The sequence below is a fragment of the Arcanobacterium bovis genome (assembly GCF_004331995.1).
Classification (GTDB): domain Bacteria; phylum Actinomycetota; class Actinomycetes; order Actinomycetales; family Actinomycetaceae; genus Arcanobacterium_A; species Arcanobacterium_A bovis.
Genome location: NZ_SJDT01000004.1, coordinates 80,167 through 102,133, shown reverse-complemented (window position 1 = coordinate 102,133; position 21,967 = coordinate 80,167). Strand labels below are relative to the sequence as shown.

Below are 21,967 nucleotides of genomic sequence, written 5' to 3'. Positions count from 1 at the left end.
GCAAAAAGCTGCAATTACACAACTTGACTACCTAAACCATATGTGCCGATTGAGAACCAACCAAAACCATTTCGCCACTGGCGTGACTTAGCGACGCAAAGCACTCTACTTCACGACCTAAGCCATAAATCAAACCTCGGCAATAATCGTGAACGGTCCGTCATTAACCAAGGACACATCCATCATCTCGCCAAACTCTCCCGTGTGCACATCAATCCCATAGCGACGGACTGACGCAACCACGTCGTCAAACAGCGGCTGAGCCACCGCGCCTGGCGCCGCCTTCGACCACGATGGCTTCCTCCCTTTGCGCACATCTGCATAGAGCGTGAACTGGGAAACGAGCAGCACAGAAGCGCCACTTTCTTCAACCGACACCCGCTCATTAGGTTCATCCGACCCCTGCGGCGAACGCAACAGTTTGAGCTGAGCAATCTTGCGGGCCATTTTCTCAACCTGCTCCGGGCCATCGTCATGCGTTATGCCTAGCAGCACGCACAACCCGGCATCAATTGCCCCAGCCTGATGTGACTGGCCAGTCTCTTCATCAATAACAGTCACACTCGCCTGCTTCACGCGTTGAATAACTGCTCGCATTTACTTCGCTCCTTTTCGCAATTCCGATCCGGGACGCTCCTGCGGAGACACCGAAGATTTCCCCTCAGCCGAGACGATTTCCTCTTGCACCGCCACAAAATCGCCTACTCTAAGCTGGTCACTTACCGGAGTTGACCGCTTAATAAGCGCCAAACCCACCGGCCCTTCTTCAAAATCGCGCGCCACCGACGTCAGCACGCCAACACGCCGCTCACCCCGGAAGACCTCAGTTCCAGGAGCAGGCAAATCACCTTCTGGGCCTTCGAGATACAAATAGGTAAATCTCCGCGGTGGCCTGCCCAAATTCACCAATTTCGCCACCGTTTCCTGACCACGGTAGCATCCCTTGTTCAGATGCACCGCCGTGCGAATCCAATCCAGCTCATGCGGAAGCGGCTGGTCAGCAGCATCGAGCGCTGCACGCGGACGGCGATCAACGATACGTGCCGCCTCCCACGCAACGAGCCCCACCGGCGTCATGCCCTCGCCGAGCAGTTTTTCGACGACGACGGGCGCGCTTTGCTCACCAAGCACAAGGAGCGTCCGATGCGTGTTACGAGCTGGATGAACGTCGTCGGCAAGTCCATAATCGGCACCGCCTGGGAGGGTGCGCGGCCACGGATCCTCCCACGCGACTAGAGCCATCTCGCTATGCGTCGCACGAACGTCCTCAGAAAATTCAGACAGCGACGTCGACACACCGAGTACAACCGCAGGAACTCGCTTTATATCAACGCGCATCATGAATTTCATTGACTCGAGGAAGTCGATCAGCAGCTGAGCTTTGCCGGTATCGGTGATCAGCCAGATCGTTTCACCATCGTCGGTCACTGCGGCAGCATGCTCGATGTGCCCGTGTGGATCCAAAATGAGCATCTCGCGCGATTCACCGGCGGCCATTTCGTTAAAAGGGCAGGTAGAAAGGTTATGCAGCCAAGTTTTTCGATCCACACCCGCAACGGTAATCACCTCAAGAAATGACAAATCCGTTACTGAACGCCCGCGTCGCAAGGACTCTTCTTCCGCGAAGGGATTGCCGAAGTGTGCCGGGACTGCGGCGGCGGCGTCCATAACAGCACCGCTGAACAGCGAGTACATATCAATTCTCCTCGAGCGGATCAGAAGTCTCGACGGGTTGGTCGTCATCAGCTGCCGTTTGGGCATCTACCGAATCGTCAAACTGCCGCGAGAGTCTACCAGCAAGGTAATTGCGCATTTCAAAGCCAAAAGCTTCCATATCGTATGCGTAGAAAAGATCCGACGCTACGTTGCCGGCAATAATCTTGGCTCCGTTGAGCTCCGCACCTGACTCCGAGCGGGCAATCGCATCAGTAATCAGTTGCAACCGCGGGCCGTTCACAATGCCAAACCATACCTGGCTGGTACCGGCAGGGGAAGCGATCATGGCTTCGAGTTCGACGGCGCCGTCGTCGCGCTTTTTCGCATTGGGATTCGCGCGCAAGTATCCGGTGGAAGTGGACCACTGGATATCTTTCGTTAGCTGGTCGTATGTGATTTGCCCAGGCGCTTCCTTGTCCACCGCACTTGCCGGCTCTTTCGCAAGCCAAATCGTCGATTGGAAGCGCAGGTAGGGACCGCCGTCGTTATTATCGATTCGCAGCTCATGTACGTATGCAGAGGCGGGGACGTTGTCATATTCGAGCACACCGCCGCCACACCACGAATCGACCAGCCAGCCGAGCGGATAATTTTCAGGTGCCAAGTTTTCAGGAAGTCTCATAACCATACAATTAAGGCTAATCGACTATGAGCCCAATCGCTAAGGCGACCATGCCCAATGCCGAAAATGGCACAAAACTGCGTGCGATATTTGATAGTAGGCGGCCCTGTCGCAGCACATCGGACACTGCGCGTTGCGTGAGTTGGAACGCCAAAGGAACGGCGATACCAGCCATAATTCCGGACCACCACGGTAGGGCAAGGATCAATGCCGAGGCAGTGCCTACAACCACGCCGTTGACCAGCGATACGAATTCAAGCGTGCGCGACTGGAAAGCATAGATAATTGCCACAATTCCACTCACGAGGGCTAGCATTACAGCCACTCGGATTCCTCCAGGGAGCAAGGTGGTGTGGATCCACAGACTCAAAGAGGTTAAGAGCGTAATGCCCAAATAGGTGCCGGCTATCTGTTCTAATCGACGGAAAGCGTCTGCTGAACGCAACATTTCTGCCACAAACACCACGACTATGCCCACTGCCGCAGCGAGCGCCGTCAATATGAGCGATCCCCAAATTCCCGCCGCGATGAGCAGCAGAAACGCCACACCCATCGCTGAACGTGCAGTGGGACGGTTAGGAAGATTGAGCAACATGGGCCAGCCAAGGATGAGCAATGAACCAAAAGCCATCACTACGAGAATCATTCCCCAAGGCGCTGTTACCGCGCCAACCGCGAGAAATGTTGCCGCTGCGATGCTCAGTAAGGCCCGCACGTAGAGGAAACTGAGTCCAGCAAATTCGCCGTCATCAAGATGATAGGAAGCGGCTTCGGGTTGCTCATTATTGTGCTCAGTCACAGAGAAAATTGTGCCATGTCAGTGGCAAAAGTGGCAATTATCAACGGTTTTTCGCGTGGGTTTAGCGGAATTTTAACGGGTTTATCCGAAATACTGGGCGGGGATTGGCATGCGGCGACAATGTTTCTACTGGCTCGACGTGCACGACTCTCGCACGTTCGTGCATGATTTTTCTTCGACGAAGGAAAATGTGCGGATATTTCGCGTGGACGCGGTGCCTGAGCTGGGTTAGAGTAGTGGCAAGACACCGGATCGCGAAAGCCCCGGGCTCCAATAATTTGCCGCTACGAGCGGCCTTCGCGCCGACAGGCGCTCTCGGGTTCGGTGTCCTAAGCTTTCGGGCGAGAACTGTGGTTCTCGCCCGATTTTTTGCCTTGCCCGATTTTTTGCGAAGACCCCGACGATCAGGGGGTTAATGTCCAAAATAGCCAACAAACACGGTCAGCACGACCATCGTACAAGCAAACATCCGACAACAATGCCGATTCTTGGTGCGCTTTTCGCAACTTCTGCACATATGTGAAGATGTTGCGAAAAGCGCACCAACTTTCCGAAACTCTTCAGCCAGCTTCCTCCATTCTCGCCACTTCCTGCACTTTTCAGTCAACTTCCATCATCGCCACCCAACACCAATGGGTTAAACGTCCTATATCAACGTCGGGTTTGTGGCATTTTTCGCGCCTATCACGCACAAGTTCCAACGAGCACTAAGCTATCGGGGCAAAGTTGTTTTATTCTTAGTTTGTCAATCGTTCACCTAATGTTTAGGGGAAACTGTGGGACTTCGTAAGTTCTCGGGTGGCCCAACCGTCACTCAACTCATTGCTGACCAGTCGGAACATCTTGTTCGTGCTGCTGAAGTGCTAGCAAAGGTAGCTGAAGCAAATCCAGAATCACGCGTTGAACTCAATAAAACGCTTCACGATATCGAAAATGATGCCGACAACGCCTGCCATCTGGTGTTACAAAAGATCAATTCGAGTTTCGTACTCCCTTATGATCGCGAAGATCTTTTCAGCCTCAGCTCTCTCATTGACGACTGCGTAGACTTGATCGACGAATCAGGCGACAACATGGTTCTTTACAACGTCGATACTCTCCCTGCTGAAGCACACAAACTTGTTGCTATCATCAACGATTGCGCACGAATCACCTTCGACGCTCTCTCCAAGGTGGATTCAATTGACGAGCACATGCGCGCATACTGGGTCGAGATTAACCAGCTCGAAAACCACGGCGACACCGTCTACCGCAGCCTCATTTCCGATCTTTTCGCCTCCTCAGACAACCCAATGGAAGTCTTGAAGATGAAGTTCGTTCTCGACCGCCTCGAGTCGGCAATCGATCGTTTTGAGACTCTCGCCGCCGTCGTCGAAACAATTGCCATCAAGGAGTCCTAATCGTGGATGTCACCTTATTATTGGTGAGCTTGATTGTTGTTATTGCGCTCGTTTTTGACTTCACCAATGGTTTTCACGACGCCGCAAACGCCATCGCCACGTCAGTAGCCACTAATGCGCTCTCACCTCGCGTAGCACTGGGAATGGCAGCAGTCATGAACTTTATTGGCGCCCTGCTTGGCACGGGTGTTGCTGAGACGATTGGCTCAGGAATTATTAGTCCTCCGAAGGACAACGCTGGTCTCGTCGTAGTGCTCGCAGGCTTGCTTGGCGCCATCGCTTGGAACCTAATCACCTGGTGGTTCGGTCTGCCATCGTCGTCGTCTCATGCGCTCATCGGCGGCCTCACCGGTGCTGGAATCGTGGCTTCAGTGACTGTGTACTGGGGCGTTATTGGAACGAAGGTCATCATTCCGATGTTCCTGTCTCCTGTGGTTGGCTTCGGTTTGGCCTTCGTGCTTATGAAGCTCACATTGAAAATTTTCCAGCACGCCACCTACCGCAAAACTATGCGCAACTTCCGGCACGCTCAGACTGCCTCTGCTGCAGCTATGGCGCTTGGCCACGGTTTGCAGGACGCTCAAAAAACTATGGGTGTGATTGTTCTTGCGCTGGTTGCAGGTGGATATTGGCACGATACGTCCATTCCTACGCCAATCAAGCTCGCAGCCGCAGCAGCGATTTCGCTTGGCACATATACCGGCGGATGGCGAATCATGAAGACGCTTGGATCCAAGATTATCGATCTTGACCCTGCGCACGGATTCGTCGCCGAAGGCGTTGCAGCGGGCGTTCTCTACACCACCGCTTTCTTGTGGCACGCTCCGATTTCGACGACGCACACCATCACCTCAGCAATCATGGGTGTGGGTGCTACCAAGCGCAAATCGGCAGTTCGCTGGGGCGTAGCTGGGAATATCGTTGGCGCATGGTTCCTAACCATTCCAGCCGCGGCGATATTTGCAGCGATCTTCTACGTTATCTTTGCAATGTTTGTGTAAGTCTTCGAACATAAACGCTGGTGGGGAGCAGTTCAGTTTCGTGAACCGCTCCCCACCAGCATTATTGTCGTACCGACGCTCTGTATCTAAGCTAAGCAAACATACAAGCTGAAATATGCCCAGCCGCCCGCTGACCGCTACCTGACGCGTGCTCAGCCGAAACGACCAGATACGTAGTCTTCGGTTTCCTTCTTGGCAGGATTGGAGAAAATCTTTTCAGTGTCGTCATACTCAACGAGATGTCCCGGTTTGCCAGTGCCTTCAATATTGAAGAAGCCAGTCTTATTCGACACACGTGCTGCCTGCTGCATATTGTGAGTCACGATCACAATTGTGTAGTCCTTTTGCAACTCTTGCATGAGATCCTCGATAGCCAGCGTGGAGATAGGATCAAGTGCAGAACATGGCTCGTCCATCAGTAGCACATTCGGTTTCACCGCAATAGCTCGGGCAATACACAGGCGCTGCTGCTGACCACCTGAGAGCGAAGAACCAGGCCGGTTGAGACGATCCTTGACTTCCTCCCACAGGTTGGCGCCGCGCAACGACTCTTCAACAATCTGTTCTGCATCAGATTTGGCAATCTTGCGATTATTAAGTCGAAGACCAGCCAAAACATTATCAGCAATCGACATCGTTGGGAATGGATTGGCACGCTGGAACACCATGCCAACGTGCTCACGCACGCGAACGGGATCAACGCCGTCGGCATAGATGTCCTCGCCGTCAATGATCACAGATCCCTTCGAATAAGCCCCTGGAATCACTTCATGCATACGATTGAGCGAACGCAAGAAAGTCGACTTTCCACAGCCAGATGGGCCAATAAGCGCAGTAATTGAGCGTGGCTCGATCTCCACGTTTACATTCTCAACTGCTAGAAAATCGCCGTAGTAAATATTGAGGTCTGAAACCTGAATTCCCTCTTGCACTTCATATCCTTTCTGCGCGGCACGAGCCGCAATAATTATGCGGTGTGTAGCCGCTTATTCACCCTTGGGTGCGAATCGTTTGGCGATCCAGCGGGCTAGAAGATTGAGAATTAAAACTATGAGAATGAGCAGTAGCGCGCCTGCCCACGCCGTGACCTGCGAGCCTTTGGTGTATTCGTTGTAAACATACACCGGCAAGGTGAGCATCTGTCCCTCAAACATATTCATATTGTAGACGTCGGTTGTGCCGGCAGTAATCAACAGCGGAGCCGATTCGCCTATCACGCGCGCCACAGCGATCACGATTCCCGACACAATGCCGGAAAGCGACGTGCGAAGAACAATCTTCACAATCGTTGCAGATTTGGACACGCCAAGCGCGTAGGAAGCCTCGCGCAAGTCCTTCGGCACGAGTCGCAACATTTCTTCGGTATTTCGTACGACGATCGGCGTCATCAGTACCACCAACGCCACAGATCCCATGAATCCAGACTTAAATTGTGTGGAACCGAAAAGTTGCATATTGATCATCGGGATCATCGCCGCAGCAAACAAACCGGCCACGATTGACGGAATACCTGTCATTACGTCCACTAGGAATGTAATGACGCGTGCGAACGTTCCACGCCCGTATTCTACGAGGTAGACGGCGGTAAGCACACCAAACGGAATCGAAATCAGCGCAGTAACGCCAGTGATCAACAGCGTACCAACAATCGCATGACCAGCACCAACAATCGCACTTGGATCTGAGGAACCAAACGTGGTGGCGGTGAGATAACCTTCGCTGGAGAGCTTTTCCCAGCCGTGCACAATTACTGTGTAGAGAAGCGAAACCAGCGGAATAACGGCCATAACAAATGCGCCAACAATGACGTTTGTAGCGATGCGATCGTTTCCGTACCGGCGTCCTTCCACAATATAGCCCGCAATACCTGCTACTACGAGGAAGATAAATGCGGCAACAAGACCAGCGCCAACGTAATCAGGCTCTGCCTGTCCGAACACGAGGAAGGTGGCAGAAATACCAATGGCAATTGCGCCTGCCACCAAGTTGAACCACTTGGGAAGCGTGCGTTGCTTGCGCACGTTCTTCTGTGACGGCACCGGCTGCGTTTTAGGATCTTGCCCGCCACCGGATCGAATTTGAGAAGTAACTGTAGTGCTCATGCATTCGCTCCTGAGAATTCGGCATAACGGCTAACAATCGCCCGTGCAATAAAGTTCACCACGAAGGTGATCACGAACAAGATAAAGCCCAAAGCGATCAAAAAGTCGGATTCTAAACCGGAGGCTTCGGGGAAGCGTAGCGCAATTTGCGAGGCGATAGTTGAGTGTTGACCTGGCGAAAAAATCTTAAAGTTCACCATGAGTCCTGGCGAAAGCACCATCAACAAAGCCATGGTCTCACCGAGTGCACGTCCGAGTCCCAGCATCGATGCGGAGACAATTCCAGAACGTCCATGTGGTAGCACCACCATTTTGATCATTTCAAAGCGAGTGGCGCCCAAGGCGAGTGAGGCTTCTTCTTGGAGGCGCGGCGTCTGTAGGAAGACTTCGCGTGCAAGGGACGTGATGATCGGAAGAATCATCACCGCGAGGATAATGCCGCCCATCATAATATTTCGTGCCGGCGGGGTGAACGCCAAAACGTCTGGATTGAGCGGCCACCAGTCGTAACTTTGTGCCAAGGATTTGAAGCCTGGCAGACCTCCCGACCACATCTCCTTACCGTCAATCATCTCTTTTTTACCTGAGATGAATTGCAATACCGGAGTAAAAGTGGTGGAAATCCATTGCAAGATCTGGCGCATCAATGGCTCAAGCGACCACATTCCCCACAAACCGAATACCACCGAGGGAATTGCCGCCAAAAGATCGATAACGTAACCGAAGAATGATGCCAAACGGCGTGGTGCATAGTGCGAGATGAACAAGGCGATACACACAGCGAAAGGCACTGCAATAACGAGCGCAATCACTGAAGCAAGCAAGGTGCCAAATATCGCTGCACCTGCAAATCCCCAGAATCCAGTTTCCTTGGCAAAACCAACCTCTGAAGCAATCGTTTCGCTTGATGCAAACAATGCATTCTTCGAAGACAGTAGCAAGAAGATTGCTACTGCCGCGAGGAGCAACAAGATCAGTGCGCCGGCACCAGACGAGAACCATCGAAATACCTGGTCTGCGCGGCTTCCCTTAGCTACCGGCGACCAAATCGCATGCGGTTTCGACTCTTCATATGTGTTGTGTTGAGAATTCACACTCGTACTTTTCTGTGTCTGCGTTACGTCCTGAGGCAATGACGTCACCAATCCTATGTTTGGTCTTTACATGACTCTGTGGACCAACCCCGAGCTTGAAGGTTGGTCCACAGAAAGTCTAGGTCAGCCCTTGATTTGCTTGAGAGCAGTTTCAACCTTACCGCGAAGCGTATCGGAGATTGGGGCATTTCCACCCTTAGCCTTCGAAGCTGCTTCCTGGCCTTCCTTCGATGCTACGTAGGTGAAGTATGCCTTCACATTTGCAGCATCCTTTGCATCGGCGTACTGAGTACATGCGATGAGGTAGGAAACCATAACGATTGGGTATGCGCCCTTGATTGAGCCGTCACGCTTGAGGTCAACAGTCAGACGACGCTCGCTCGCGTCCTTGGTAGGTGCTGAACCGTCAACGATCTTTGCAGCTGCTTCTGGCGAGTACTTGAGGAACTCACCGGAAACTTCAACAGCGGCGGTGCCGAGCTCGCCAACCTGGGATGCGTCAGCATAGGTGACTGCGCCCTGAGTGGACTTAACCAAGTTCACTACACCAGAGGTCTTTTCTGCCGACTGCGTACCGGTGCGTGGCCACACGTCAGCTGGCTTGTAGGTCCAGCTGCTTGGAGCGGCAGCCGCGAGGTACTGCTGGAAGTTCTCCGTGGTACCAGACTTGTCTGCACGGTTCACTGGAATGATAGCGAGATCTGGAAGCTTTGCGTCCTTGTTGAGGTCAGCAATAGCTGGATCGTTCCACTTGGTGATCTTGCCGTCGAAAATCTTTGCAATAACATCAGCCGTGAGGTTAAGCGACTTCACGCCCTCAAGGTTGAATGCAACTGCAATTGGCGAAATGTAGAGAGGAAGCTCAAGTGGCTCTTGACCGGAGCAACGCTCAGTTGCCTTCTTGACTTCTTCAGCCTTAAGCATCGAATCAGAACCAGCGAATGCAACCTTGCCAGAAATGAACTGGTCACGGCCAGTTCCTGAACCTGTAGGATCGTAGTTTACGACTACACCAGAGTCCTTGGTGAAATTGTCACGCCATGCCTGCTGTGCATTTACCTGTGACGATGCTCCTGAACCATTGAGGGTTCCGGTGGACTTGCTTGAGGAAGACTTCGTATCCTCATTCTTCGAATCAGCTGATGAGCACGCCGTAAGACCGAGCGTGATAACTGCCAAAGACGCAACTGCTGCGTATCCACGTTTGATGTTCACTATTTATTCCTTCGTGTACGGGAGCGGAGGGAAAACCCCTCAACCACTCATCACTCTAAAGAAAGAAATTTAAATCAAATCCGTTAATTGGTTAACGGATGGTAAACACTTTGACGGCATGAGTTTCACAGAAATAACTACAGGTAAATTTCTACTCAAAGTCGCTGGTAATCAACTCGGTAGCGAGAATTTTCTTCGCTTTTCCTGGTTTCGATGCGATATGTACCACAAACATATCACCAGGCTTCAACCAGGGATCCGCCTCAGGAAAAGTTTTCACCACCGAACGAGAAGCAAACTCTGCCAACGTGGAAAATGTCAATGCCAAGGTCGGACGATGCAAACAAATCACGCAAGGATTACGCACCTCATCAACGACGTCTGCAATTTCTTGCGCAAAGTCTTGTGGATCGACTACGTAACCGCGTTCGGTGAGCACTATCTGCGTTCGCAACGGCGACGCCGTCGCCCGCGCGTAGTCTTTAACCGTATCTTTGCAGCGTTTCCACGGCGAGCTCAGCACCTCACTGATACCATATGCGCCGAGATCAGATGCGATCAGTGGCAAGCGCTTCTTTCCCGACGACGCCAGCGGGCGTGTGTATTCAGGGCCAGCTCCGTTTTTCCACAACTCACGCTTAACAGCCTTGGCGTGCCGCAAGATAATCAGCGCTGCGGTGGTGAGCTCGCCATGATCGTAATATTTAGCGAGCTTGGTGAGCATTTTTCGATCGTCACTTGACGTGAGCAATCGGCGAGCTTGACGAACACTCACCCATCGGCGTTGATCCACTTCACTCGTGAGTGCCAAGCTTACCTTAGGACGCACCTTGAGCACGGCATCGTCGTTGGAAGTCACTTGGGCACACCAAAAATGAACCGCCTTGGATCGTCCGTCCGCTACAACGTAACGCTGCCAACCGAGCGGCCTGCCGAGAACCACGTGCACAGCGCCTTCTTCATACAGCTCTCGCACGCAACAAGCCCGCAAAGTTTCGCCGGACTTCACCTTTCCCTTTGGAAACGACCAATCGTTCCAACGGGGACGATGAACGATCAATACTTCGAGCTTACCTTCGTTCACTCGCCACACTAGCGCTCCAGCAGCGTAAATATCGGCGCGCTTCCTAGTTTTCACCACCGGCTATGCACCCTCGCTTGCTCGATTGCGGTAATGCGGCACGTGTGCGGCATCATTTCTCGGCAACCCGCGAGCGCGCACGCTGCATGAGCAGATCTTGCACGTGGGCGAGACGATTGCCTTCGGCGTCGTGCGTTACGTGGTGCCAACCATCTTCGTAGAGGTGCCAGGACTGCGTATCGTCTGAGCAGGCAATCTTCACCAAATCGATGAGGTAGGATTTCATCTCTTCATCAGTGATGGAAATAAGGGCCTCGATACGACGGTCGAGATTGCGGTGCATGAGGTCTGCCGAGCCGATGTACACTTCCGGATCATCGTTATTGCAAAATGCGTAAATGCGGGAGTGCTCGAGGAAACGCCCCAGAATTGAGCGCACTTTGATATTCTCGGACAATCCCTCGATCCCAGCGCGCATACAGCAAATGCCGCGCACCTGAATTTCGATTTCGACACCTGCTTGCGAAGCTCGATAGAGAGCGTCAATGACTTTTTCATCGACAAGCGAGTTGCTCTTGAGGCGAATCCAGGCAGGTTTTCCGTCCCGCTTATTGGTAATTTCGCGCTCGATGCGTTCAATGAGGCCGTCGCGAATCCCGAGCGGAGCCACAAGTAAACGATGGAATTTTGCCTTGGGCGAGTATCCCGAGAGCTGGTTAAACAAGCGGGTGAGATCTTGACCTACATTCCTATCGCAGGTAAACAAGCCAATGTCTTCGTATCCGCGCGCAGTCTTAGGGTTGTAGTTTCCCGTTCCCACATGGCAATACCTGCGCAAACCGTCGTCTTCCTGGCGCACAACAAGGCACAACTTGCAGTGCGTTTTGAGACCAACAATTCCGTAGACGACGTGCACGCCCGCTTCTTCGAGTTTGCGTGCCCACTCGATATTGTTCTGCTCGTCAAAACGGGCTTTAATTTCCACCACTGCCAACACTTGCTTGCCCGCATAAGCTGCCTTGATGAGCGCATCCACAATAGGCGAATCACCTGAGGTGCGATACAGCGTCTGTTTGATCGCCAGCACTTTCGGATCCTCCGCAGCTTGGCGAATAAACTGCTGCACCGAAGTCGAGAAGGCGTCGTACGGATGTTGCACGAGAATATCGCGATGCCGGATCGCTTCGAATACATCTGCGGCGCGCGAACTCTCCACTTCGGCGAATCCGCGTGCAGTTACCGGCACAAATTTCTTGTACTTGAGCTGCGGACGGTCGAGGTCATGGATCGCATTCAACCCAGTAAGATCCAGCGGAGCGGGCAAACGGAATACGTCTTCATCACGTACACCCAGCTCACGCACCAACATCGCAAGCACATGATGAGAAATATCTTCTGCAACTTCGAGACGAACTACTGGCCCAAAACGACGCCGGAGCAACTCTTTCTCGAGCGCCTTGAGCAAGTTTTCGGCGTCGTCCTCTTCAACTTCAAGATCTTCGTTACGGGTGATTCGGAAGGTTGAGTGCTCCACAACCTCCATGCCAGGGAACAATGTTCCCAAATGTGCGCCAATCACCTCTTCGAGCGGAATATAGGCGGTGCGTCCCTCGGAATTTGCTGGCACGTCCTCCGGGCTATAGGGCATTCCGTCTGAATCTACGGCGATAAATCGTGGCAGCAAAGGCGGTACTTTGACCCGCGCAAATAGCTCTTTGCCGGTGTTCGGATTGCGAACAATAACGGCAAGGTTGAGCGAGAGACCCGAAATGTATGGGAATGGGTGTGCCGGATCAACCGCGAGCGGAGTCAGAACTGGAAAAATTTGCTTGCGATAGAACTTGCGCAAGCGTTCTTTTTCGGCTTCACCCAGCTCTTTCCAATGCAAAATATCGATGCCCTCTTGAGCAAGCTTCGGCTGAATATCCTTGGCGAATACCTGTGCGTGACGTTGCATCAGCTCTTGTGCACGCTTATTGATACCCTCAAGCACTTCACGTGGACTCAATCCTGAGGCTTTGGTTACCGCCATACCCGTGGCAATTCGGCGCTTTAATCCTGCCACTCGCACCATATAGAACTCATCGAGGTTAGAGGCAAAGATCGCAAGGAACCACGCCCGCTCCAAGATCTGTAAATCTTGGTCTTCGGCTTGCTCTAGGACGCGCTCATTGAACGCGAGCCACGAGAGTTCACGGTCGGCAAATCTCCCTTCGGGCAGGGAAATTTCTTCAATATCTTGGTCCTCACGCACCGCCTGCGTCCATGTTTCTTGGAGGTCTGTACCGAGTGTGCCTTCGGGAATGGGTGAGCCGAGGCGATCGATGGTGTCAGGAGTGCCGGGAACGTCGTCGTCATTAGGATGGGGAAAAGACTCTTCGCTCATAGTTTGATCATCCCAGATTTATACACAAATTTGCACCGGAAAACGAAAATACGTCACAACTGAAAACAAGTGTGCAGTTCAGAGAGCTGAAATCCCGCACGTTCATAGAGACGAACGGCCGCACTATTTGAGCGATTGACGTATAGTGTCATCCGCGTGAAGCCTCGAGCACGCATACTGGCCATTGCACACCGCATTGCAGCGCCCGCTAGCCCTTTGCCCTGATACTTCGGGTCTACTCCGAGCACATAGAGCTCTACACAGTCGCTGCTTTCAGGCTTGAGCCATAAAAACCCAACTGTTTTGCCCGATTTTTCGTCAACTATCCATTGCAACAGGTCCGCATCGAACCACGGCTGCTCAAAGCGCTGGAGGAAATCTTCACGCAAAAGTTTTCCCTGCTCTGGATGCGTATTGAATGAGCGTGCGTTGAGGCGAACGAGGTTATCGACGTCGGCATCATTCGTTGAATCAATGCGGCGCAGCACTACGTTCGACGGCACACAGGCAGTTTCGCCATCACTTTCAGTGCTTTCCAACTCCGCGTTCATCACGAGTAATTCACGCGAAGGTATCATCGAAAATTTTTCCGCTAAGTGGAGCGACGCCGGGCGCGAACCATGCGCCCATAGAAACAACGTTTTCCCTGCCCTTTCGGCGGAAAGTGTGGCAATTAGCTGGGAAGCGATGCCGCAGTTTCTACAGTGCGGATCGACCGCAATTTCGGCAGTTCCGCTTTCTTCATGAAGAATAGCGACGCCCCACAAGGGCGCTGCATCCGGCTCTTGCGCCGCGCCCGCGTTAGGCTCTGGCACGTCGTCGCACTCAGCACCAGCGTAGCTGTGTTCGTAAACCAAAAAGTATTTACGAGCTGTGCCGCGCTTAAGGTCGAGCAACGTCTGCTCGTCAAAGGGCGCTACACCATCATGACTCGTCGCCGCTTCAGCAAGTTTCTCTATTGCGCGCCCTTGCCCCTCAGTCAAGGGGTTTGGAATCACAATACTGTGCATAGGATAGTGCATAGGCATTACCTCGCTCCGAACGCCGTCGTATTCTTACTAATCACACGCTCGCTCAAATTGATCGACAGACTCAATCAGTCCAGCGATCCCTTAAGCAGCAGTTCACCGGCGTTGAAAAACTCGTGTGCAGTTTGCTTCATCGCGGTATCGCGGCGCGTCACATACGTGGCGAGTGGGTGTGCGTCGTCATCAATCCACGCAGGTTCCACATGCGCGATGAAATCGGTGAAGCGAGCCGAGGATCGCAATACCTGGGCGAAGTCGCCACGAAAATCACCTCGGAATACTTCTTCCCACAATGCTAAAAGTTCTTCATAATCAGGAACCAGTTCGGCATTGTTAGCCAGCTCAGGAGTGCCACTTTCCTGTGCAAAAAGGCTAGCTGCAGCCAAGCGCTCGCGAACGACGTCGGGAAAACGGCGAATCCACTCGTGGAGCAAGTATCCGCGCCACAAAACTCCTGGTAAAGACTCTGCTGGAGATTCCGCCCATGCCTGCGCAATTACATCGATACCCTCGGCAACAATGAGGGTTTTTACACGCACGATCACATCAGAATCGACCATCGGGTGATTTCCCATTGGCACTACTGCCTGCGCAGACGTATGCGCCAATTCGGAATTCGCCGCCGTATCAGCATTTCCGGCAATAAGCTCGACTTGTTCTGGTTTTAGCTGGGCTGGGCGCCGTGGTTTATAGGTGGACATGTTTTCCTCCTTTGCTTTTCCTCATTATCGCGTATTTACTCAGCATACGCAGCACATTTTGCAGATTTTCGCCCGTAGCGCTAGATCAAAGCACAACAGTGACATAGCACAACTTTTATTGGTCTCCATTTCCAAATCTGTGCAAATATAGCTAGAATAACTAATCGTTCCTTGGAACAACATGCTGTTCTACGGAAGTGCGGGCCTCTAGCTCAATGGTAGAGCTCCGGACTTTTAATCCGTAGGTTGCGGGTTCGAGTCCCGCGGGGCCTACCGCACGAAGCTCCTCGTCAGATTTTTGACGGGGAGCTTCCGCTTTCTCGAGTTCGAGTCGCTAGGGCTACAGCAACCGACACGAATACCAGCCCTACTACCTCTCCCACAGTTGGAATTTGACGCAGTATTGCCATGCCTACCAGCAAAGATGTTGCCGGATAAAGCGAGGTGAGCAAAGCATAGTTCGAGGTGGGAATCTTCCCCATCACATAAAGCTCCATCACGTATGGCATAACCGTCGAACATAAAGCCACCGCCAGCATAAACAGAAGCAACTTCCCGTCAAGCAGCACAGGTTGAAAATCTGGAATCGCGAGCGGAAGAAACACTATTGCTCCGGTAGCACAACCAATTCCCAGCGCATTTGCACCCGAACCGTTCCATGCCACACGTTTTCCAAGCACGATATAGACCGCCCAGAAAACACCGGCAAGCAGTCCATAAAACACACCCCACCGAATCTGTGGGTCAGCGGTATCGACACCAATCCATGAAATGAGAAACACGCCTACCAGAGCAAATACCACTCCCACCCGAACTTTCCAGCCACGGCCAGTCACAGCAGAGAGCATCACGGGCCCCAAAAACTCCAGTGCTACAGCCGTTCCGAGCGGGATCTTGCTTATGGACAGGTAAAACACCACATTCATACTGGTCAACGCCAGTCCAAACACCGCCGGAATCCACAATTTCTTCAAAGCGATTCGTGGGCGTTTCCAGACCAAGAGAATCACGGCAGCGAAAGCGAACCTCCCCCATGCCACAGCACCGGCCGACACTTGCTCAAATAGCGTTACCGCAAAGGAGGCCCCGATGTACTGAATCACCGCCGCCGTCATGAGAATGAGTGGCGCGCCAACACCCGATGACCACAATTTCTTTGAGTCGGGCACGTTACTCCCCTTAATTCCCTCAATCTCTTTCAGAAAAACGAAGATCCGCTACCAAAGCGCAATGATCCGAAATACTGAAACGCTTCACTTGTGAATGCACAGCTGAAAGCCCTTTTCCAAGCAGGAAATCAATCTGCTTCTCGGGCGCATCACTTGGATAGGTATCACCTACCGCCAAGGAGACAAACTCCTCCAACGCAGCTTCCTTCTCCATCAGCTCATACACAGTATCGGATCCGAGATTAAAATCACCACCGAGCAGAAATCTCGCATCCGTGAGGCCATTACGCTCGCTGAGCACTCCAAAACCACCAGCCGCCACTCCAAGCTGCTCACAGGCCGCCACATACTTGGTGGAAAGATGGGTATTTCCGACTACCAGACTTCCCTGCCCCGGAATATCAATCACTGTGTAAGCGCACGCGCGAGGTTCGGTCACATGCAGATACCAGCCGTTAATCCCCCACTTTTTCTCCGCCGAATGGCGAAAAAATTCAGTTTTCTCAGGCAAAGCAAGTTTCAGACACCCACGCATCGGATAACGCGAGAGAACCGCCAAACCGTATGTGCCGCGTCGTCGCCATGGAATGTATGACGACGTCGGCGACCCGAGTAGGTTTCGTTCCACCGGGATGAAATATCTGTCCATATCCAGCAAATCTGCAATCAGATCTGCTTGCGGAATCAAAGCAGAACGAGGACGTACGTTGTCAACCTCCTGGAGGAGGACGACGTCGGGGTCAAGTTCCGCAAGCTCCGCAGCGAACACTTCCAAGGCGTCCCGATCAGGAAACTCAGCCCGCACCTTTTGCAGAAAATTTCCCGATTCAGGATCGTGCTCAGGTGCAGAATCGGATAATTCCGGAGCACAAAGCGAAGGCGTGCCATGCTCCATGTTGAAAGTGCACACGCGCAGATATTCGCGAGCTTCTTCGAAAGTATTTTCACTCATCGTCAATTCACGTTTCACTGGTAGTTGATTGATGTTTTACAGGCGGTTCTGCAGAGAATTATCACTGCTCATCTGGTACAAACTGCAGTGCGACCGAGTTCATACAGTAGCGGTTTCCAGTTGGAGTCTGCGGAGCGTCAGGGAATACGTGTCCCAGATGGGAGTGGCAGCTGGCGCAGCGCACTTCGGTACGTTCATATCCAAGCAGGGTATCAGTGCGGTAAATCACGGCATCTTTTTCGTTTGGATCAAAAAACGACGGCCACCCACAGAATGACTCAAACTTTGTGGATGACGAGAACAGCTCGGCTCCGCAAGCTCGGCACAGATACATCCCTGCACGTTTTTCGTTCAGCAATTCGCCAGTTCCGGGACGCTCCGTACCTGCCTGGCGAAGCACCAGGTATTCCGCAGGGTTGAGCAGTTTCTTCCATTCTGCTTCGGATTTTAGGATTCGGGGCTGCTCGTCCATGTTTCCTTCTTTTCGTCAGTGTCGTTATCTTCGCTTATGTCGTCGTTATCACCGTTGCGCTTCGCTTCTGATTCATCACTAGCTTGCGCGGGATGCGGTGCATCTTTTTCGGTTTTTTCAGCGCGTTTCTCCGAGCTGTTTTCAGAGTCCTCTTTGGATTCTTTCTCAGATTCTTTACTCTCTTCGATCTTGCGATTTCGCTCAGCAAAAGCATCCTCGCCAGGTCCCGAAAAGTGTTGACGGCGTATCTCCGCACTCGGCGAACCACTAAACAGCGAAGCCTCGTGTCCTGCTCGAACATCGGTATTCGTCAATTCTCCCATATCGGTTTTGACGTCTTCAGAAACTTCGGTTTTCGCAGCCACCGTTCCCTGCTCAGCAATGGCTGCGCTCTTCGCTTTTCGAGGGTCTTCCATATCTGCAGTAATCGGAGCCATGACGATAGTTTCTGCCGGCGAATCTTGGGGTACCGGCGGAACATTGCGTTCATTCTTAATGTCTTTTATGTCGTTAACCGAGAGCACGGTGGTGCGCTGCTGATCCTGTATCGACGCCGCAGCGTTTCCGGCAGATTCAGGCCACACATCTGGGAAATACTGCACTGGTTCTTCACGCTCGATACGGTCGTCAAGCTGCTTATTCGTTTCCTGTGCCGCTTCCACAATTGCCACTGGTTCATCAAAGTAGCGCCGCTGACGTGGGATCGCTTGTGGAGCTTCGGTTTGAATCCAATGGATCATCTGCTCACGCAAGTAATTTCTCAAATCCACCAAAGTGGCAGAATCTTTGGCGGAAATCACAGCGCGCATCTGCAAGGTTCCGTTCTCCGCTTTGCTGATCTGCATAACGCCAGTTTCGCCATCCCATAGATCGGTGTTGCGCAACAGGTAATCAAGTTGCTTTCGCGCAGCAGAGAGCGGAAGCGCCCAATCAACGTCCCAAGTAACGTCGCCAAGCATCTCGGGAGCGCGACGCGTCCAGTTTTCGAAGGACTCCGTCGTCATCAGCGACGACGGCACGATGATACGGCGTCCGTCCCAGACAGCAAGCACAACATACGTCAGCGTGATTTCTTCAACACTCGTGTAATTATCCTTGTAGTAAACGATGTCACCTACTCGGATCGAATCTGAAAATGCCAACTGCAAACCAGCAAAAACATTGCCTAATGTGGTCTGGGCAGCGAGACCTGCTACCACTGAAACCAAACCGGCCGAAGCGAATAGCGACGCTCCCGCAGCACGAGCCGACGGGAAGGTCAATAACACGCCGCCTAGGCCAAGAATCCAGATCACGACGACGATCACCCGGTTGAGAATCTGCGTTTGCGTTTGCACGCGCTTTGCGCGTCTTTCTGAGGATTCGCGCATGCGATTATGGATAACACCCATTGAACCGTTCACGATCCCAACAGCAAGCCAAGTGCCGGTCATGATAACCAAAATGAGGAACGCATGATCGACGTTTTGTAGCCAATCAGGAGCTGCCGTGGTGTCCACACGCGCATCTGCCAAGTTGAAGCCCACCCAGGAACCAACAAGCATGAGCGTTACGATCGAAGGGCGCGAAATCGCTGTCATCAGTGGCTGAAGCTGACTGCGCCTACGCACTATCATGCGGCCAATCGCAAGCAGTAACAGACCTGCCACGAATCCGCCGAGCGCCCCGAGTGCTACACCTAAGATCACTTGCAGCACGTCAAACGTTGCTTCTACCGCCTCTGACGTACCTGTATCACCAGTTGATGCTATCCATTGATTCATACATTAAGGCTATTCCAGCACGCTAAAAAACGCTCGTTTCCCGCGCATTTACTTGCCAATAGCCAAACGTGACTAAGCACACGTACCCTGCGATTTTGCATTTACCCCCGTTTACCCCTTAAGCTTATATCCGTTCCACCAACGAGGAACCGAAGAAGAGGACGCAAGTTCTTTTGCCCCTATCGTCTAGTGGCCTAGGACACTGGCCTTTCACGCCGGCAACACGGGTTCGAATCCCGTTGGGGGTACTGTTTCTTGGAGAGATTCAAGAAGCTGGCACGAAAGTGTCGCCATGAAAATGGCCCTGTAGCGCAGTTGGTTAGCGCGCCGCCCTGTCACGGCGGAGGTCGCGGGTTCAAGTCCCGTCAGGGTCGCTGAGAAGCCCCGGGAAACCGGGTGTTTTTCTATCTGGCTCTGTAGCTCAGTTGGTAGAGCGTTCGACTGAAAATCGAAAGGTCACCGGATCGACGCCGGTCGGAGCCACAAGCAAAGCCCCTGCTTAGCAGGGGCTTTCACCTATCTGCGGCGGTCTTTGCTGAGTCTGCTCACACTAGTTCTTTCCTCAACAGTTCTCGCGGTATGTCCGTGTAAAATTCGATGTATGCGCCAATCGCACAACTATAAACCGCGCCATGCCGCTGAGGAAGCTCCTTTCTTTCCGCGGCGAAAACCACGCGCGCTACGCCGTCGTCCCTCGAAACGACCGCAAACCGAACGCACGCCCACAGCAACTGCGTCTACGACCCCGTCGTCTACAACCACGGCGGCCACGGGCACTTCCTCTACCAGCAACACAGTCGCGCGTTCATCAATGGTGATGTTCCTGGGCACATTCACCTCGCGATTGCTTGGCCTAGTTCGTTCACCCATTTTGCTCGGCGCAGCTCTCGGTTTAACCTCGCCAGTTGCAAACTCGTTTGACATCGCCAACCGACTCCCCACGCTGATCTACATGATTATTGCAGGCGGGCTGGTCAATGCGGTGCTCGTGCCAGCAATCGTGCGCGCCTCGAAAGATTCGGAAGACGACGGCGCCGCATTCATCAACAAGCTTCTTACAATTACCATCGTTGCCCTTGGTGCAATCACGCTGGTCTTGACGCTTGGTGCACCGATTATTGTCAAGGCTTTTGCAGCAACTCTGAATCCGCAGTGGTATCACTTGACGGTCGTCTTCGCCTACTGGTGCTTGCCCCAAATCTTCTTCTATGGCCTGTACACCGTGCTGGGGCAAATTTTGAATGCGAAAGAAAATTTCGGCCCGTACATGTGGGCACCGGCCTTGAACAATGTGGTGGCAATTTCAGGTTTGCTAATTATCTTGGCATTCTACGGGAGTGCAAGGTCTTCACAACCGACATCCGCAGCGGATTGGCTCGGCACGAGCGGCATGCTTTTGGGCGGGTTTTCAACACTCGGAATTGCAGCTCAAGCCCTTATCTTGATCCTTCCGCTGCGCAAAATCGGCATACATTTCCGTCCAGATTTTGCATGGAAGAACTCAGGATTGGCTAATGCGGGCAAAGCGTCAGGCTGGATGCTCGCGCTCATGATTCTCTCGATCCTGCCAACTGCCCTGCTTTCAAATGTGGCAGCTGACGCAACTCAGCGAGCTCTTGAATCGGGCAATGACACGCTAGATGTGGCAGGAAATTCGGTTTATACGGCCGCTTACACCCTCTATTCGCTACCGACGTCGCTGGTCACTGTTTCGATTGCCACAGCCATATTCACACAGCTTGCACGCTCGGCGGCAGACCGCGATTTTGCCTCGGTTCGATCTGATACATCGTTAGCTTTACGCACGGTGGGCACTTTCAATTTCTTAGCGCTAGCGGGAATTTTGGTTTTGGCTACCCCTGCCTCGCGCCTTCTCGGATTTTTCGTCTCTCATGCGGAGGTGCAAGCCCTCGCTCCAGTGCTCATGGTGATGTCGATGGGTCTACTTGGAGTCGGAGCACAGACCGTGCTGAACAGGGTGTATTTTGCGTTCGAGAATACCAAAGCGGTGTTCTTCATTGATGTGCCGATTACGCTCTTCATGGCTGGTGGTTATTTCGCGGTTGGTTATCTGCCGCCACAATATGTAGTTATTGGTATCGCCGCAATCATGGCGTTTGTTAATACACTCGCAGCCGTGGTGATGTTCGTTCACCTGCGCGGAATCTTGGGTGGCCTTGATGGAAGCCGCTTGCTCCGAACGCATCTCAAATTGGCTTTGATCGCGCTCATCACTGTGGGCGTTGGAGAGCTTGCAGTACAGCTCTTTGGCGGCTCTGATGCGCTATCTAGCAGCCAAGGCCTGGCCTTCGTAGCGATCGCCGTGGTGGGCACGGTCATGACGCTAACCTTCGCAGGGCTCATGTTTGTTTTCCGAATGGAGGAAATTGAGCCGATCAGGAAGATTTTGAAGAAGGCCACCTCGAAGTTTTCAAGGCGTTAATGCTACCCACAATACGAACGGTG

General features: G+C 52.7%; 20 protein-coding genes and 4 tRNA genes. 8 read left to right on the top strand and 16 right to left on the bottom strand.

Going from position 1 to position 21,967, the window contains the following annotated elements:
* Positions 1-129: 129 nt before the first annotated feature.
* From dtd to EZJ44_RS05835, 4 genes are read right to left on the bottom strand one after another with little or no spacing between them, the layout of a single operon-like run.
* Positions 130-597: a D-aminoacyl-tRNA deacylase gene (dtd, locus tag EZJ44_RS05850; RefSeq protein WP_131281255.1), complete on the bottom strand. Its 468-nt coding sequence runs from the start codon at positions 595-597 to the stop codon at positions 130-132.
* Positions 598-1,695 carry a CAF17-like 4Fe-4S cluster assembly/insertion protein YgfZ gene (ygfZ, locus tag EZJ44_RS05845; RefSeq protein WP_165496133.1) on the bottom strand — a complete coding sequence of 366 codons (1,098 nt, stop codon included), beginning with the start codon at positions 1,693-1,695 and terminating at the stop codon, positions 598-600.
* A gap of 1 nt (position 1,696) precedes the next feature.
* Positions 1,697-2,344, bottom strand: a complete 648-nt coding sequence (locus tag EZJ44_RS05840; protein WP_131281251.1) for a heme-binding beta-barrel domain-containing protein — start codon at positions 2,342-2,344, stop codon at positions 1,697-1,699.
* 10 nt (positions 2,345-2,354) lie between these two features.
* Positions 2,355-3,137: a hypothetical protein gene (locus EZJ44_RS05835; RefSeq protein ID WP_131281249.1), complete on the bottom strand. Its 783-nt coding sequence runs from the start codon at positions 3,135-3,137 to the stop codon at positions 2,355-2,357.
* A 109-nt stretch (positions 3,138-3,246) separates the two neighbouring features.
* Here EZJ44_RS05835 and EZJ44_RS08965 point away from each other — a divergent pair, with 109 nt between their 5' ends.
* The 3 genes from EZJ44_RS08965 to EZJ44_RS05825 all read left to right on the top strand — a co-directional run bounded on the left by EZJ44_RS08965 (position 3,247) and on the right by EZJ44_RS05825 (position 5,538).
* The gene (locus EZJ44_RS08965; RefSeq protein WP_277751400.1) at positions 3,247-3,369 is read left to right on the top strand and encodes a hypothetical protein; all 123 of its coding nucleotides are present in this window, start codon (positions 3,247-3,249) and stop codon (positions 3,367-3,369) included.
* 544 nt (positions 3,370-3,913) lie between these two features.
* Positions 3,914-4,537 carry a DUF47 domain-containing protein gene (locus tag EZJ44_RS05830; protein ID WP_131281247.1) on the top strand — a complete coding sequence of 208 codons (624 nt, stop codon included), beginning with the start codon at positions 3,914-3,916 and terminating at the stop codon, positions 4,535-4,537.
* Between the two features lie 2 nt (positions 4,538-4,539).
* Positions 4,540-5,538, top strand: a complete 999-nt coding sequence (locus tag EZJ44_RS05825; protein ID WP_131281245.1) for an inorganic phosphate transporter — start codon at positions 4,540-4,542, stop codon at positions 5,536-5,538.
* 152 nt (positions 5,539-5,690) lie between these two features.
* Here the strand turns inward: EZJ44_RS05825 and pstB are convergent, their stop codons facing one another.
* The 8 genes from pstB to EZJ44_RS05785 form a co-directional block, all read right to left on the bottom strand.
* Positions 5,691-6,470, bottom strand: a complete 780-nt coding sequence (gene pstB, locus EZJ44_RS05820) for a phosphate ABC transporter ATP-binding protein PstB (protein WP_131281243.1) — start codon at positions 6,468-6,470, stop codon at positions 5,691-5,693.
* A gap of 54 nt (positions 6,471-6,524) precedes the next feature.
* Positions 6,525-7,640: a phosphate ABC transporter permease PstA gene (gene pstA, locus EZJ44_RS05815; RefSeq protein WP_131281241.1), complete on the bottom strand. Its 1,116-nt coding sequence runs from the start codon at positions 7,638-7,640 to the stop codon at positions 6,525-6,527.
* The gene (gene pstC / locus EZJ44_RS05810; RefSeq protein WP_131281239.1) at positions 7,637-8,734 is read right to left on the bottom strand and encodes a phosphate ABC transporter permease subunit PstC; all 1,098 of its coding nucleotides are present in this window, start codon (positions 8,732-8,734) and stop codon (positions 7,637-7,639) included. Before pstC ends, pstA begins: the two co-directional genes overlap by 4 nt.
* A gap of 123 nt (positions 8,735-8,857) precedes the next feature.
* Complete coding sequence (pstS, locus tag EZJ44_RS05805) at positions 8,858-9,949, bottom strand: phosphate ABC transporter substrate-binding protein PstS (protein ID WP_131281237.1); 1,092 nt, start codon at positions 9,947-9,949, stop codon at positions 8,858-8,860.
* Positions 9,950-10,100: 151 nt separating this feature from the next.
* Complete coding sequence (locus tag EZJ44_RS05800) at positions 10,101-11,087, bottom strand: NUDIX hydrolase (protein ID WP_165496132.1); 987 nt, start codon at positions 11,085-11,087, stop codon at positions 10,101-10,103.
* Between the two features lie 55 nt (positions 11,088-11,142).
* The gene (locus tag EZJ44_RS05795; protein WP_131281233.1) at positions 11,143-13,416 is read right to left on the bottom strand and encodes an RNA degradosome polyphosphate kinase; all 2,274 of its coding nucleotides are present in this window, start codon (positions 13,414-13,416) and stop codon (positions 11,143-11,145) included.
* A 53-nt stretch (positions 13,417-13,469) separates the two neighbouring features.
* Positions 13,470-14,438, bottom strand: a complete 969-nt coding sequence (mshD, locus tag EZJ44_RS05790; protein ID WP_165496131.1) for a mycothiol synthase — start codon at positions 14,436-14,438, stop codon at positions 13,470-13,472.
* A 74-nt stretch (positions 14,439-14,512) separates the two neighbouring features.
* Positions 14,513-15,145: a hypothetical protein gene (locus EZJ44_RS05785; RefSeq protein WP_131281229.1), complete on the bottom strand. Its 633-nt coding sequence runs from the start codon at positions 15,143-15,145 to the stop codon at positions 14,513-14,515.
* 201 nt (positions 15,146-15,346) lie between these two features.
* On the opposite strand from EZJ44_RS05785, the gene EZJ44_RS05780 reads away from it, so the two are divergent.
* A tRNA-Lys gene (locus EZJ44_RS05780) sits at positions 15,347-15,418 on the top strand.
* A gap of 17 nt (positions 15,419-15,435) precedes the next feature.
* Here the strand turns inward: EZJ44_RS05780 and EZJ44_RS05775 are convergent.
* The 4 genes from EZJ44_RS05775 to EZJ44_RS05760 form a co-directional block, all read right to left on the bottom strand.
* Entirely contained in the window at positions 15,436-16,314 is an 879-nt protein-coding gene (locus tag EZJ44_RS05775; protein WP_131281227.1) for an EamA family transporter, read from the bottom strand.
* A 19-nt stretch (positions 16,315-16,333) separates the two neighbouring features.
* Positions 16,334-17,266, bottom strand: a complete 933-nt coding sequence (locus tag EZJ44_RS05770) for an endonuclease/exonuclease/phosphatase family protein (RefSeq protein WP_131281225.1) — start codon at positions 17,264-17,266, stop codon at positions 16,334-16,336.
* A gap of 61 nt (positions 17,267-17,327) precedes the next feature.
* Positions 17,328-17,738: a peptide-methionine (R)-S-oxide reductase MsrB gene (msrB, locus tag EZJ44_RS05765; RefSeq protein ID WP_131281223.1), complete on the bottom strand. Its 411-nt coding sequence runs from the start codon at positions 17,736-17,738 to the stop codon at positions 17,328-17,330.
* Complete coding sequence (locus EZJ44_RS05760; RefSeq protein ID WP_131281221.1) at positions 17,714-19,501, bottom strand: mechanosensitive ion channel family protein; 1,788 nt, start codon at positions 19,499-19,501, stop codon at positions 17,714-17,716. The genes msrB and EZJ44_RS05760 overlap by 25 nt, the downstream gene beginning before the upstream one ends.
* Before the next feature lie 175 nt (positions 19,502-19,676).
* Here EZJ44_RS05760 and EZJ44_RS05755 point away from each other — a divergent pair.
* From EZJ44_RS05755 to murJ, 4 genes are all read left to right on the top strand, one after another.
* Positions 19,677-19,749 (top strand) — tRNA-Glu (locus EZJ44_RS05755).
* Positions 19,750-19,801: 52 nt separating this feature from the next.
* A tRNA-Asp gene (locus EZJ44_RS05750) sits at positions 19,802-19,875 on the top strand.
* 36 nt (positions 19,876-19,911) lie between these two features.
* Positions 19,912-19,984 (top strand) — tRNA-Phe (locus tag EZJ44_RS05745).
* 118 nt (positions 19,985-20,102) lie between these two features.
* On the top strand, positions 20,103-21,944 hold the full coding sequence (murJ, locus tag EZJ44_RS05740; protein WP_131281219.1) for a murein biosynthesis integral membrane protein MurJ: 1,842 nt from the start codon (positions 20,103-20,105) through the stop codon (positions 21,942-21,944).
* Positions 21,945-21,967: the final 23 nt, after the last annotated feature.